This window comes from Methyloversatilis thermotolerans, from assembly GCF_000372885.1.
Taxonomy (GTDB): Bacteria; Pseudomonadota; Gammaproteobacteria; order Burkholderiales; family Rhodocyclaceae; genus Methyloversatilis; species Methyloversatilis thermotolerans.
Map to the genome: position 1 here is coordinate 162,329 of NZ_KB889967.1, position 13,850 is coordinate 176,178.

General features: G+C 64.0%; 10 protein-coding genes and 1 pseudogene. All 11 read left to right on the forward strand.

Annotation, left to right across the window (positions count from 1 at the left end; translation table 11 throughout):
- Window positions 1-148: 148 nt before the first annotated feature.
- Window positions 149-763 (forward strand): annotated as a pseudogene (locus A3Q7_RS21340) (methyl-accepting chemotaxis protein); the annotation flags it as partial.
- Between the two features lie 12 nt (window positions 764-775).
- Window positions 776-1,141 (forward strand): response regulator, encoded by a 366-nt coding sequence (locus tag A3Q7_RS0100745; protein WP_018409931.1) that lies wholly within the window; start codon window positions 776-778, stop codon window positions 1,139-1,141.
- Window positions 1,142-1,166: 25 nt separating this feature from the next.
- Window positions 1,167-3,224 (forward strand): chemotaxis protein CheW, encoded by a 2,058-nt coding sequence (locus A3Q7_RS0100750; RefSeq protein ID WP_018409932.1) that lies wholly within the window; start codon window positions 1,167-1,169, stop codon window positions 3,222-3,224.
- A 142-nt stretch (window positions 3,225-3,366) separates the two neighbouring features.
- Window positions 3,367-3,873 carry a chemotaxis protein CheW gene (locus A3Q7_RS0100755; RefSeq protein ID WP_232417758.1) on the forward strand — a complete coding sequence of 169 codons (507 nt, stop codon included), beginning with the start codon at window positions 3,367-3,369 and terminating at the stop codon, window positions 3,871-3,873.
- Window positions 3,870-6,062, forward strand: a complete 2,193-nt coding sequence (locus A3Q7_RS19090) for a methyl-accepting chemotaxis protein (RefSeq protein WP_232417760.1) — start codon at window positions 3,870-3,872, stop codon at window positions 6,060-6,062. Before A3Q7_RS0100755 ends, A3Q7_RS19090 begins: the two co-directional genes overlap by 4 nt.
- 24 nt (window positions 6,063-6,086) lie before the next feature.
- Complete coding sequence (locus A3Q7_RS0100765; protein ID WP_026224333.1) at window positions 6,087-8,918, forward strand: methyl-accepting chemotaxis protein; 2,832 nt, start codon at window positions 6,087-6,089, stop codon at window positions 8,916-8,918.
- Window positions 8,919-8,962: 44 nt separating this feature from the next.
- Window positions 8,963-9,871, forward strand: coding sequence for a CheR family methyltransferase (locus A3Q7_RS0100770; RefSeq protein ID WP_026224334.1), 909 nt, complete (start codon window positions 8,963-8,965; stop codon window positions 9,869-9,871).
- Window positions 9,846-10,472 (forward strand): chemoreceptor glutamine deamidase CheD, encoded by a 627-nt coding sequence (gene cheD, locus A3Q7_RS0100775; protein WP_018409937.1) that lies wholly within the window; start codon window positions 9,846-9,848, stop codon window positions 10,470-10,472. The genes A3Q7_RS0100770 and cheD overlap by 26 nt, the downstream gene beginning before the upstream one ends.
- A 76-nt stretch (window positions 10,473-10,548) precedes the next feature.
- Entirely contained in the window at window positions 10,549-11,640 is a 1,092-nt protein-coding gene (locus A3Q7_RS0100780; RefSeq protein WP_018409938.1) for a protein-glutamate methylesterase/protein-glutamine glutaminase, read from the forward strand.
- Window positions 11,641-11,672: 32 nt separating this feature from the next.
- Entirely contained in the window at window positions 11,673-11,978 is a 306-nt protein-coding gene (locus A3Q7_RS0100785; protein WP_018409939.1) for an STAS domain-containing protein, read from the forward strand.
- 158 nt (window positions 11,979-12,136) lie between these two features.
- Window positions 12,137-13,840 carry a methyl-accepting chemotaxis protein gene (locus A3Q7_RS0100790; RefSeq protein ID WP_018409940.1) on the forward strand — a complete coding sequence of 568 codons (1,704 nt, stop codon included), beginning with the start codon at window positions 12,137-12,139 and terminating at the stop codon, window positions 13,838-13,840.
- Window positions 13,841-13,850: the final 10 nt, after the last annotated feature.

Genomic DNA, 13,850 nt, shown 5'->3' on the forward strand with positions numbered 1-13,850 from the left:
GAAGTTCGATTTCGAGGGCTTCGTCAATGAAACCTCGGACACCATGCAGAAGGTGGTCGACGGCGTGCTTCACAACAGCAAGCTGAGCATGCATCTGGTCGAACTGACCGAGGGCATCGCGCGCGAGACTCATGGGGTGCGCAACCTGCTCGACGAGATCACCGGCATTTCACGGCAGACCAATCTGCTCGCGCTCAATGCGGCCATCGAGGCCGCGCGCGCGGGTGAGGCGGGGCGCGGATTCGCGGTGGTGGCGGACGAGGTCCGCAATCTGTCGGGGCGCACCGACGAATTCAACCAGCAGATCGTGGAACGAGTGGGTCGCGTACTCGAGTGCGTGCAACTGGCCGAAGCTGCTCTGGCCGAGATGGCGGGTCAGGACATGACCTTCGCGCTCGAATCGAAAGCGCGCGTGCAGCAGGTGGTGATGAGCCTGGAAGCGCTGCACGAGAAACGGCGGATGTCCATCGAAACCTTGGGAGCGTCCGTCGGCCGTGTCGATTCCGCGGTCGCCGAGGCGGTCAAGTCACTGCAGTTCCAGGACATGACGGCCCAACTGCTCGGCCACGTGCAGCGGCGCATCGATTCGATCGACGCCCTGATGCGCAGCGTGAAGGAACTGTGCCGTTGCGCGGCCGGCGGTGTGCTGTCGCAGGAGCGGGTGGACAAGGTGAATGCGGCGCTGGAACAGCTGACGATAGTGAACGGAAGCAACCCGGTACGGCACAGCAGCTACCGGGAAGGCGAGATTGAACTGTTCTGAAGGAAAGAGGCCATGGCAAAGACGGTACTGGCAATAGACGATTCGGCTTCCATCCGGCAGATGGTGTCGTTCACACTGAAAAACTCCGGCTACGACGTGATCGAGGCGGTGGACGGGGAAGACGGCCTGGAGAAGGCGAAGCGGCAGCCGGTGCATCTGGTGCTGACCGACCAGAACATGCCGAGGCTCGACGGGTTGGCGGTCATACGGGGCCTGCGTGCGATGGCGCAGTACAAGACGGTGCCCATCCTGATGCTGACGACCGAATCGTCCGATGCGATGAAGGCGCAAGGGCGGGCAGCCGGCGCGACCGGCTGGCTGGTCAAGCCCTTCGATCCGCAGAAGCTGGTCGAGGTGGTGCGCAAGGTGATCGGCTGACGACGCATCCGCCCGGAGCACAGCGATGGCCGTCGACATGAGCCAGTTCTACCAGGTGTTCTTCGAGGAAACCGCGGAGCACCTGGAGAACATGGAACGGATGCTGCTCGACATCGATCTTGCGCGGATCGATGACGAACAGATGAATGCGATATTCCGTGCCGCGCACTCGATCAAGGGCAGCGCGGGTACTTTCGGCTTTCAGGATCTGGCCGATGTGACCCACGAGCTGGAGACCCTGCTTGATCGCGTGCGCAAGCACGACCTTGCGATGAACGCGGACATCGTCGACGCCTCGATCGAGGCCGGAGACCTGCTGCGCCATCTGCTGGCCGCCCATCGCGGCGAGGGCAGCGCCGACCTGCCGCGCACTGCACGCGTATGTGTGCGGCTGAGAGCGCTCTATCTCGAGAGCCCGCCGAAGGGCGACGACAAGGTCGGCACGGCGGCAACGCACTTTGCCTTCGATCTGCCGGCGGACTGTCCGGATCCCGCGGCGGTGGTGGCCAATATGTGTGCCGAGTTCTGCGCACGCGGCCTGACCGTGACCGGACCGGAGGTCGCCGACGGCGGCGGCTGGCACGGACGAGCCGCTGCCGGCACCGATGCCGGCCTGCTGCGAGACATCGTCGAATTCGCCGCGCAGGCGGGAAGTTTCCGCCTGATTGCAGACGAGGACGACGCAGGGTGGGGCCTGTTCGAGCAGCCGCCGGCGCCGGCCGGCAGCGATGACGGGTTCGGCTTTTTTGACGATGCGCCAGGTGTTCCAGCGGGCGACGTCGATCCGGGCTATGGCTTCTTCGAGCCGCTGAACGGTTCGTCCGCCGAACTGCCGGTGCTTCCTGCAGTCCGTCCGGCGCCGCCTGCCGGCGACGAACGCCCGACACGCCCGGGGCGCAGTTCGTCCGCGGCCGATGCGTCGATAAGAGTCGGTGTGGACAAGGTTGACCAGATCATCAATCTGGTGGGCGAACTCGTGATCACGCAAGCCATGCTGGCATCCGCCTCGTCGACGCTGGACCCGGTGGCCTTCGAACGCCTGCTCAATGGCGTGCAGCAACTGGAGCGCAATACCCGTGACCTGCAGGCGTCGGTCATGTCCATCCGCATGTTGCCGATCTCCATGGTGTTCTCGCGCTTTCCGCGCGTCGTCCGAGACCTGTCGCAGAAGCTGGGCAAGCAGGTCAGACTGGTGCTGGAAGGCGAATCGACCGAACTGGATCGTGGCCTCATCGAACGTCTGGCGGATCCGTTGACCCATCTTGTCCGCAACAGTCTGGATCACGGCATAGAAGGACCGGACATCAGAGAGGCCGCAGGAAAGCCGCGCGAAGGCACGATCACGCTCAAGGCTTTCCATCAGAGCGGGCATATCGTGGTGGAGGTCATCGATGACGGGGCCGGTCTGAATCGGGAACGCATCCTCGCCAAGGCACGCGAGCGGGAACTGCCAGCAGGCGACAATCTGAGCGACCAGGAGGTGTGGTCGCTGATTTTCGAGGCCGGCTTCTCGACTGCGGAGGCGGTGACCGAGGTGTCCGGCCGCGGTGTCGGCATGGATGTCGTGAAGCGCAACATCACCTCGATGGGCGGCCGCATCGATATCGATTCCCTGCCTGGCAGCGGCACCCGCATGACGGTCCGCCTGCCGCTCACGCTCGCCATTCTCGATGGCATGTCGGTGGGCGTGGGCAGCGACACCTACATCGTTCCGCTCAATCACGTGGTCGAATCGCTGCAGCCGGAGCCGTCCATGATCAAGAGCGTGGGAGGGGAGCAACGCCTGGTGCAGGTGCGCAACGAGTTCCTGACGGTGCTTCCCCTGAGCACCGCCATGGGAAAGGATGCCGGCGGCAGTGCCGGGATACTGGTCATCCTGGAGTCCGATGGCGAGAAGATCGCGCTCAGCGTCGACGAACTTCTGGGTCAGCACCAGGTGGTGATCAAAAGCCTTGAAGCCAACTATCGCAAGGTACCGGGCATATCCGGCGCCACCATCATGGGGGACGGCCATGTCGGTCTCATCCTCGATGTGCCCTTCCTGGTCCAGTCGGCGCGCCATCTGCTTACCGTGGCGGCCTGACGGGGAGCTGTCTCTCTCAAGGCGGATTCGCCGCCGCCGTTAATTCCGACATCGACGGAGTGGGTCGGCAGGGTATTCAACCTGCGCCCGTGCCGGACGACATGCTCCGGGGAGGGGGCGATCGATGACGGAAGTGGTGAACATGCCGACGCTGCGTTCGGACGCCGCAGTGCGCGACGGGGCCAGCAGCGAATACCTCACTTTCAGGCTTGGCGAAGAGGAATATGCGATCGATATACTCAAGGTGCAGGAGATCCGCGGTTACGACGCGGTCACCGGCATTGCTCACGCACCGGCTTTCATCAAGGGTGTGATCAACCTGCGGGGCCTCATCGTCCCGGTGGTCGACCTGCGCATCAAGTTCGGTGTCGGCCTTGTCGAGTACACGCCGTTCACGGTGACCATCATCCTGAATCTGGGCGGGCGTATCGTCGGTATGGTGGTCGACGCCGTATCCGACGTGATGGCGCTGGCCCATGCCGACGTCCTTCCCGCCCCCGAGTTCTCGTCCCGTCTTGATACGCGCTATATCCACGGTCTGGCCACATACGATGATCGCATGCTCATCGTGGTCGATATCGAGAAGCTCATGCTGGCGCCGGAGATGGCGCTGAGCGACGAGGGTACAAGTGCCGGAGAGCGGCCGTGACGAGCGAAAGGACCCTGCCGGACGGGTTGGGATCCCGTCCTTCCGTGCGCCGGAAACTGTTCTGGATCGTTGCCGTCGCGGTGTCCGGCATCGTCCTGCAGGCGATCGTCCTGCTGTCGGCGATGCGTACGAATATGTTCGAGGACCGGCAGGCGGTGGCGCGCGATCGCGTCGCGGCGGCGGTCAACCTTCTGCACGATTTCCGGCATCGCGTGGTCACGGGCCAGCTTGGCCGACAGGACGCGCAGATGCAGGCGCTGGCGATGCTGGGCGCTCTTTCACGCGAGCGGGCCAGTGGTCTCTGGGTGAGCGACGGGGCGTCCCGGGTGCTGCTCCATTCCACGCGTCCCGACCTCGTTGGCCAACCCGCGCAATCGCTTGTCACGCGCAGCGATGGCATGACCACCGACACGCAGGTGTTCGAACCCTGGGACTGGACACTGGGCAGCGAGGTGAATACGCGTGACCTGTCCGACACCCTGGTGCGCGAAGTCTGGATTGCCACAGCCATCGCGCTGGCCATCGGCCTTGCCATCAGTCTGACCGGCTATCGCCTGGGTCTTGCGGTCGCGCGGCGCCTTCACATTGCAGGCGCGCACGCCCAGGATATTTCGTCCGGTGTTCTGGACCGACGCATCGAAGCCGGAGAGCAGGACGAAATCGGCCGGTTGCTCGCGGCACTCGAACGCATGCGCAACGATCTGGCCGTCCGTATCGAACAGGAAAGGCGGATCGCCGCCGAGAATCTGCGCATCCGCACGGCCCTGGATTTTGTGCACACCAATGTACGCATCGCCGATGCACGCGGCACGGTCATCTATGCCAACGACGCGATGATGCGAACCGTCCGCCGCATCGAACCGGACATCCGCAGGCAGGTTCCGCAGTTCTCGGCCGATCGCCTGCTCGAATGCGATGTGTCCATGCTCTGCAACAACCCTGATTTCGTCCGCACGCGCGAGGCGCTCGGCAGGGGCGAGCGCAGCGTGTTGCACATCGGACCTCATGTCTTCCACGTGATCACGACGCCAGTGAAATCCCCTGCAGGAGAGGTATTGGGGATGGTTGCGGAGTGGACGGACCGTACCGGGGAGGTTGGTTTGCAGAAGGAGGTTACGGCGCTGGTTGATGCGGCATCGCGTGGCGATTTCGTCAGCCGTCTGGAGGTTGATGGCAAGGAGGGATTTTTCCGGGACCTGTCGGAGGGTCTGAACGCGCTGGTGGGTCAGGTTGCGGGCAGTCTGGAGGATGTTGCATCGGTGCTGAATGCGGTTGCGGGAGGGGATCTGAGCCGCAAGATCGAGCGCGATTACGAAGGGATGTTCGGACAGTTGAAGGATGACACGAACACGACGGTGGAGAAGTTGCGGGAGGTTGTAGGGCGGATCAAGGAGGCGACGGAGGCGATCAACACGGCGGCGCGGGAGATATCTGCGGGCAACAGCGACCTGAGTTCGCGCACGGAGGAACAGGCGAGTTCGCTGGAGGAGACGGCCAGTTCGATGGAGGAGCTGAACGCGACGGTGAGGCAGAACGCGGAGAGTGCGCAGAAGGCGAATGCGCTGGGCCAGTCGAGCAACGACGAGGTGATGCGTGGAGCGCAGACGGTGCGTCGAGTGGTGGAGACGATGGGAGAGATCCAGGGTTCGAGCCGGAAGATCGCGGACATCATAGGCGTGATTGATTCGATCGCGTTCCAGACGAACATCCTTGCGCTGAACGCGGCGGTGGAGGCTGCGCGGGCGGGAGAGCAGGGGCGGGGTTTTGCGGTGGTTGCGAGCGAGGTGAGAAGTCTTGCGCAGCGCAGTGCGCAGGCGGCGAAGGAGATCAAGGGTTTGATCGCGGATTCGGTGGAGCGGGTGGATGGTGGTGCGAAGCTTGTGGAGCAGGCCGGGGAGACGATGGAGCGAGTGGTGGAGAGCTTCCGTCAGGTGACGGGACTGGTGACGGACATTGCGCTGGCGAGTCAGGAGCAGGCGTCGGGGATAGCGCAGGTGACGCAGGCGGTGAGCCAGATGGACGGGGTGACGCAGCAGAACGCGGCGTTGGTGGAGGAGGCTGCGGCGTCGGCGGAGAGTCTGGAGGAACAGGCGCGCGCGCTGCTCAAGGTGGTCGGTGGATTCAGGCTTGCTGCGGCGCCCGTTTCGAAGAGACATGACGCGATGCGGCGTGCTGCCGCCAACGCCTAGAAGGCAGTGGAAAGGATGCTGGACATGCAACAGAACTCGACGGTGACCGGTCAGGAACGCGTGCTGAGCGAATCGGACCACCTGGTGTCGCGTACCGACCTGCAGGGGCGCATCACCTACGCCAATCAGGATTTCATCACCGTCAGCGGATTTTCAGAGAGCGAACTGGTCGGTCAGCCACACAGCATCGTCCGCCATCCGGACATGCCTGCGGAGGCTTTTGCGGACATGTGGTCCTGCCTGAAGGCCGGGCGGCCATGGAGCGGGCTGGTCAAGAACCGCTGCAAGAACGGCGACCACTACTGGGTGATGGCGAATGCCACCCCGGTATTCGAGCACGGCCAGATCACCGGCTACATGTCCATGCGCACCCGTGCCACACCGGAAGAGATACGCGACGTCGAGCCGGCCTACCGGGCATTCCGTGAAGGGCGGGCACACGGTCTTGCCCTTCGCGACGGACAGGTCGTCAGGACCACTTTCTCGCCTGCCCGCTTCCTTGCCGGACTGAGCATACGTGCCCGCATGTTCAGCATCGTGGCCATGCTGGGTCTGGCCATGGCCGTGATGGCCCTGGTCGGCATGAACGCCATGCAGCATGGCGAAGATGCGCTGAAGGGGGTCTATCAGGACCGCGTCCTGCCCACGCGTCAGCTCAAGGTGGTGGCGGACATGTACGCGGTAAGCATCGTCGATAGCGCGCACAAGGTGCGCAACGGGAACATCGATGCGGCGAGCGGGCTGCGCAATCTGGAGGATGCGCGTTCAGCGATCGAGCGCAACTGGTCGTCCTATCGTGCGGCGCACCTGACGGACGAGGAGAAGGCGCTGGTTGCGCAGGCCATGCCGCTGATGCAGGCGGCCGATGCCGCCATCGTGCGGCTTGAGGCCATACTGAAGGCGAAGGATGCGGCAGCGCTTGCGGCCTTCACCGCGAACCAGCTCTATCCGGTGATCGATCCGATTTCGGACAAGGTGAGCGAACTGATCGATCTGCAGATACGCGTCGCAGGTGAAGAGATCGAGAAGGTGAGGTCGTACTCGTCCTCCTCCCTGGGCGTGATTTCGGGCTTGCTCGTGCTCGGCGTACTGATGGCCATGCTCAGCGCCTGGCTCCTGCTGCGCGCCATCATGAGGCCGATCACGGAGGTGAAGGCGATCGTGAATCGCCTTGCGGAAGGACGACTCGATGTCCATATCGATACTTCGCGCAGCGACGAAATGGTGACCATTCTCGATGGCATGAAGACCATGAAGATCAAGCTTGGCGCGGATATGGCGGAAGAGCGCCGCGTCGCCGACGAGAATCTGCGCATCCGCCAGGCCCTGGACGCGGTTGCGACCAATGTGCGCATTGCCGACGCGCGGGGTGAGGTGATCTATGCGAACAACGCGATGCTGCGCACGCTGCGTCGTATCGAGGGCGATGTCCGTGCCAGTGTGCCGGGCTTCTCGGTGGATCGCATCGTGGGCAGCCATGTGTCGGCACTGTGTGCCAATCCGGCATTCATCCGTGGCAAGCGCGCCCACGGCAGCGGCGAGCAGAGCGAGCTGGCAATCGGGGCCCACATTTTCGATGTGGTCACCACGCGCATCGTCTCCCCTGCAGGAGAGGTATTGGGGATGGTTGCGGAGTGGACGGACCGTACCGGGGAGGTTGGTTTGCAGAAGGAGGTTACGGCGCTGGTTGATGCGGCATCGCGTGGCGATTTCGTCAGCCGTCTGGAGGTTGATGGCAAGGAGGGATTTTTCCGGGACCTGTCGGAGGGTCTGAACGCGCTGGTGGGTCAGGTTGCGGGCAGTCTGGAGGATGTTGCATCGGTGCTGAATGCGGTTGCGGGAGGGGATCTGAGCCGCAAGATCGAGCGCGATTACGAAGGGATGTTCGGACAGTTGAAGGATGACACGAACACGACGGTGGAGAAGTTGCGGGAGGTTGTAGGGCGGATCAAGGAGGCGACGGAGGCGATCAACACGGCGGCGCGGGAGATATCTGCGGGCAACAGCGACCTGAGTTCGCGCACGGAGGAACAGGCGAGTTCGCTGGAGGAGACGGCCAGTTCGATGGAGGAGCTGAACGCGACGGTGAGGCAGAACGCGGAGAGTGCGCAGAAGGCGAATGCGCTGGGCCAGTCGAGCAACGACGAGGTGATGCGTGGAGCGCAGACGGTGCGTCGAGTGGTGGAGACGATGGGAGAGATCCAGGGTTCGAGCCGGAAGATCGCGGACATCATAGGCGTGATTGATTCGATCGCGTTCCAGACGAACATCCTTGCGCTGAACGCGGCGGTGGAGGCTGCGCGGGCGGGAGAGCAGGGGCGGGGTTTTGCGGTGGTTGCGAGCGAGGTGAGAAGTCTTGCGCAGCGCAGTGCGCAGGCGGCGAAGGAGATCAAGGGTTTGATCGCGGATTCGGTGGAGCGGGTGGATGGTGGTGCGAAGCTTGTGGAGCAGGCCGGGGAGACGATGGAGCGAGTGGTGGAGAGCTTCCGTCAGGTGACGGGACTGGTGACGGACATTGCGCTGGCGAGTCAGGAGCAGGCGTCGGGGATAGCGCAGGTGACGCAGGCGGTGAGCCAGATGGACGGGGTGACGCAGCAGAACGCGGCGTTGGTGGAGGAGGCTGCGGCGTCGGCGGAGAGTCTGGAGGAACAGGCGCGCGCGCTGCTCAAGGTGGTCGGTGGATTCAGGCTGGGACAGGACGCGGCGAGCGCCCCGGCATACACCGGCGCGTCGCGCGTGCCCTCGGGAGAAGCCGCCAACATGCCGGTGCAGCCGCGCTTTCGCGTGTCTTCGCGCGGTGTGCGTGGCCCGACCCTGCCGCTGCCCGAGATCGGCGAAGAATGGGAAGAGTTCTGAACATGACTGAACGCAGCACGCCAACGACGGCCAGGGGGCCCATCATGACTACACTTGGCAAACCGAGCGTGGTGACGCACCACGCAGCCGAAGTGACGCGCCAGCTTTCCGAGGTCAAGACGCTGGCGCAAGGGCATCGCGAATTCGCATTCACGCGCGAGGACTTCGACCGTATCGCGAAGATGATCCATCAGTACGCCGGCATCTCCCTTTCGCCCATCAAGTTCGACATGGTCTACAGCCGGCTTGCTCGCCGCCTGCGGGCGACCGGCGATGTCACCTTCGCCGACTACATCCGGCGCCTCGAACGCAACGACCGCACCGAGTGGGAAACCTTCGTCAACTCGCTGACCACCAATCTGACCTCCTTCTTCCGCGAGTCGCATCACTTCGACATCCTGAAGGACCACCTGGCCCGGCTCGGCAAACCGAGCGCGCGCATCTGGTGCAGTGCGGCCTCGACCGGTGAGGAACCCTACTCGATCGCCATCTCCTGCTGCGAACTGTACGGATCGATGAACCCTCCGGTGGAAATCATCGCATCCGACATCGACACCCAGGTGCTTGCTCACGGACAGGCCGGCGCCTATGGCGAGGAGCGGGTGGAACGGCTGTCGCCGGAACTGGTGCGCAAGTATTTCCTGCGCGGCACCGGAACGCGGGCTGGCGAAGTCAGGGTGCGACCGGAACTGCAGAAGCTCATCCGCTTCACACGGGTGAACCTGCTCGAACCGAACTGGCCAGTGCGTGGGCCGCTGGAAGCCATATTCTGTCGCAACGTGATGATCTATTTCGACAAGCCCACGCAGTACGGCATCCTGAAGCGCTATGTGCCGCTGCTGCGCCCCGAGGGACTTCTGTTTGCCGGCCATTCCGAGAGCTTCTCGCATGCCGTCGACCTCTTCCGCAATCTGGGACGCACTGTCTATGCGCGAGCTGACCAGGGGCGCTGAAGGCGGACCGGTCGTACCGGATGACAGGGCGGATCAGCACTATTTCGATCGCACCTTCGAGCGCGCTGCGGTGAAGATACTGCCGGGCGAGTTCTTCGTCAGTCGCGACAAGATGCTGGTGACCGTGCTCGGTTCCTGTGTTGCGGCCTGCATCCTCGATGGCGAGGCCGGCCTGGGCGGCATGAATCACTTCATGCTGCCGGATGCCTCCGGCGATGTGATCGGACGCTCGGCCCGGTATGGTGCTTTCGCGATGGAAGTGCTCATCAACGAACTGATCAAGTCGGGGGCGCGCAGGCACGCATTGCGCGCCAAGGTGTTCGGCGGAGGGCGAGTCATGTCGCTGCTTGGCCATTCGCAGGTCGGTGAGCGCAATGCGCAGTTCGTGCTCGACTACCTGAGCCGGGAGGGCATTCCGGTTCTGGCGCAGGATCTGCTCGACGTGCACGCGCGCAAGGTCTATTTCTTTCCGCAGGGTGGCCGTGTGTTGATGAAGAAGCTGGCGCGCACCGACCTGCATACTTTGGCCCGCCGCGAGCAGGCGTACCGGGAAAAGCTGGTGCACGAGGATGCGTCCGGCGATATCGAACTGTTCACCTGACCATGGGGGCAGGTGTATGTGGAGTGCGTCGTCGGGCAGGCTTGCACAAGCGCGGCATGCACAGGAGGAGCTGGGCATGAAGATCAAGGTACTGGTCGTCGATGACTCTGCCGTGATGCGCGCCGTCCTCGCAGAAATCATCAATGGCGCGCCCGACATGGAGGTGGTGGGTTCGGCGCCGGATGCTGCGGTGGCCCGGCAGAAGGTGAAGGATCTGGCGCCCGATGTCATGACTCTGGACGTCGAGATGCCCGACATGAACGGGCTCGAGTTTCTCGAGAAAGTGATGCGCCTGCGGCCGATGCCGGTCGTCATGATATCGAGCCAGACTGCGCAGGGATCCGAAACCACGCTGCAGGCGCTCGAGCTTGGGGCCGTCGATTTCGTGACCAAACCCCGCGGCTCGCTGACCGGACTGCCTCCCGCCTATGTCCAGGAAATCCAGGAAAAGATACGGACCGCCTACAGCGCGCGCGTGCGCGTGATGCGGGGAGTGCCCACGCCGTCCCCTTCTCCGGGCGCGAGTGCGCTGGCGCGTCCGGGTCCGTCCTCGCCGGTCGCGACCAGCGCCTGGGGCGATCGCATCATCTGCATCGGCGCGTCCACCGGGGGGACAGAGGCGATCAAGGAGGTGCTCTGTCATCTGCCGGAAAACGTTCCGGGCATCGTGATGGTGCAGCACATGCCGGAAATGTTCACGCCGAGCTTCGCCCGTCGCCTGGATTCGCTGGCCCGCGTGATCGTGAAGGAGGCGGAGCAGGGGGAACGCATACTTCCCGGCCATGCCTACCTCGCTCCCGGCCATTCGCACCTGGAGATCCGTCGCTCCGGCCCGGGCTATGTGTGCGAGCTTCTGCAGACGCCGCCCTACAACAGACATCGTCCGGCGGTGGACATCCTGTTCAATTCTGCCGCACAGCACGCGCGCTCGGGAGCCGTCGCGGCGCTGCTGACCGGAATGGGCAAGGACGGCGCGCAGGGCATGCTCGCCATGCGTCGCGCGGGCGCATGGACGATAGGACAAGACCAGGAAAGTTGCGTGGTCTATGGCATGCCGCGCGAAGCAGCCCAGATCGGCGGCTGCTGTGAAGTGGCGCCGCTCACCCAGGTCGCCGACCGCATCATGGCTGCCCTGCAGGCGGGGCGCCGCATCGTCGCCCAGGCCTGACCGCCGGAGATTCGAGATTTATGGATTCCCTCATGGACATACGGACCACCACCGAAGCTGACAGCGCATGTGTCGCGCTGAGCGGCCGCTTCGATTTCTCTTCCCATCGCGACTTCCGCGAAATCACGGAAAGCCTGCTTGCGCAGGGCGATATCCGTCACATCGAGCTCGATCTGTCCGCCGTCGAATACATGGACAGTTCGGCGCTCGGCATGCTGCTCATGCTCAGGGACAAGGCTCGTGCGGCCGACTGCGACATTACGCTTGCCCACTGCGTGCAGTCGGTGCGCGAAGTCATCGAGGTCGCGAATTTCCACAAGCTGTTCAGTGTGATCTGATGCGCGACGGAGCCGCGGCCGCGCACCCTGGGGGCCGCCGCGATCCCGCCATAAAGTTCCTCGCGCCTCTTGCCGTAAGTATTTGAACAATCTGTTCAATTCAAGGCTCCGCGCAACGGTTTGCAGGGCCGCTTGCCGGATGACAGGGGGAGGTGAGCATGGCAGCGTTTCCGCGCAGCATCCGCATCGGATGGTCATGGGTGCTCATCTGGGCAGCCGTCATGGCTGGCCACGTGCTCGCTTCGGTTCTCGCGGGCGGCGCGCTTACCGTCCTTTCACTGGCCATCGCGTGCGCCTTGTCTGCTGCCCTGTGTGCGCTGACCGGCTTTGTCGTCCGCAGGCGGCTCGAACTTCCTCTCGCAGCGCTGCTCTCCAGGATTGACGCGGCACGAAGGTCTGGCGATCTGACCTTGCGTCTGGGTGCGCAGAAGCATCCTCTGCTGCACCGTCTCGCCGACTGGCATGACAAGCTGCAGTCGGAGTTCGCCTCCGCCATGGCCAAGATGCTGTTCACATCGCAGCGACTGCAGGAGAGCTGCGGTGGTCTGAGTGGCGATGCCCGCCGGGTGGCCGATGCGGCAGAGCAGCAGTGCGAGGCCTCGCGCGCGGCGAACGGCGATGTCGGAAACATGACCCAAAGCCTGGATGATGCAGTGCGTTCGGCCGCCGAAACGCTGGAGGATGCACGCAGGTCGCGCAGCCTGTCCGAACAGGGGAGCGATGTCGTGGGGCGCGTGGCACGCGAAATATCCGCGCTGGCGGCCAGCGTGTCCGACAGCGCCCGGCGTATCGAGCAACTCGGGCGACGTTCCCAGGAAATCGGCGGCGTGGTGCAGGTGATCCGCGAAATTGCGGAACAGACCAATCTGCTTGCGCTGAACGCGGCGATCGAAGCGGCGCGGGCTGGCGAGCAAGGCCGCGGTTTTGCCGTGGTCGCGGACGAGGTGCGCAAGCTGGCTGAACGTACCGCGATATCCACCGGCCAGATCGACGCCATGATTTCGTCGGTCCAGCGCGATACCCAGGATGCCGCGGCCGCCATTCACGCCAGTTCCGCGGATGCGCGCAGAGGCGCGGAGCTGACTTCGGAAGCGGTGCGTACCCTGGAAGACATACGTTCCTGTGCCGATGCCACGCTGGAACGCGTAGGCGGAACCACCGAGGCCATGCGTCAGAACACCGCACTCGGAAGCCAGGTCGGGCAGAGGGTCGAGCAGATACTCGAAACGGCTGAGTCGAACCGGGACATTTCGATTGCCACCGCGCGCGACGTCGGGCGGCTGGATGTGCTGTCCAGCAATCTGATCGAGCTGGGACAGGTGTTCCGGCTGGGCAGCTATGCCGAGGAGGCGGTCGGCGTGCATGCCCGCATGCCGGAGCTGGTGATGCAGGGGGCGGCCGAGGTCGGTGCCTGTCTGGAGGCCGCCGTGAAACGCGGCGACATCACGCTCGATGACCTGTTCGATGAAAACTACCAGGCCATTCCGGGCACCCGGCCGACCAAATACCACACGCGCTTCGATGCATTGACCGACCGGCTGCTGCCGCCGATACAGGAGCCATTTCTGGACCGCGATCGCGCCGTCATCTACGCCGGCGCGGTGGACCGCAAGGGCTACTTCCCGACGCACAACAAGCGCTTCAGCCAGCCGCTGACCGGCGACGAGAAGAAGGACATGGTGGGCAACCGCACCAAGCGCATCTTCGACGATCCGGTCGGGCGGCGCTGTGGCCAGCACAACCAGCCCTGGCTCATCCAGACCTACCGCCGCGATACCGGCGAGGTGGTGCACGACATTTCCGCCCCCATCCACGTCGGTGGGCGACAGTGGGGCGGGTTCCGCATCGGTTACATGGCGTGAGGCGTGCGCG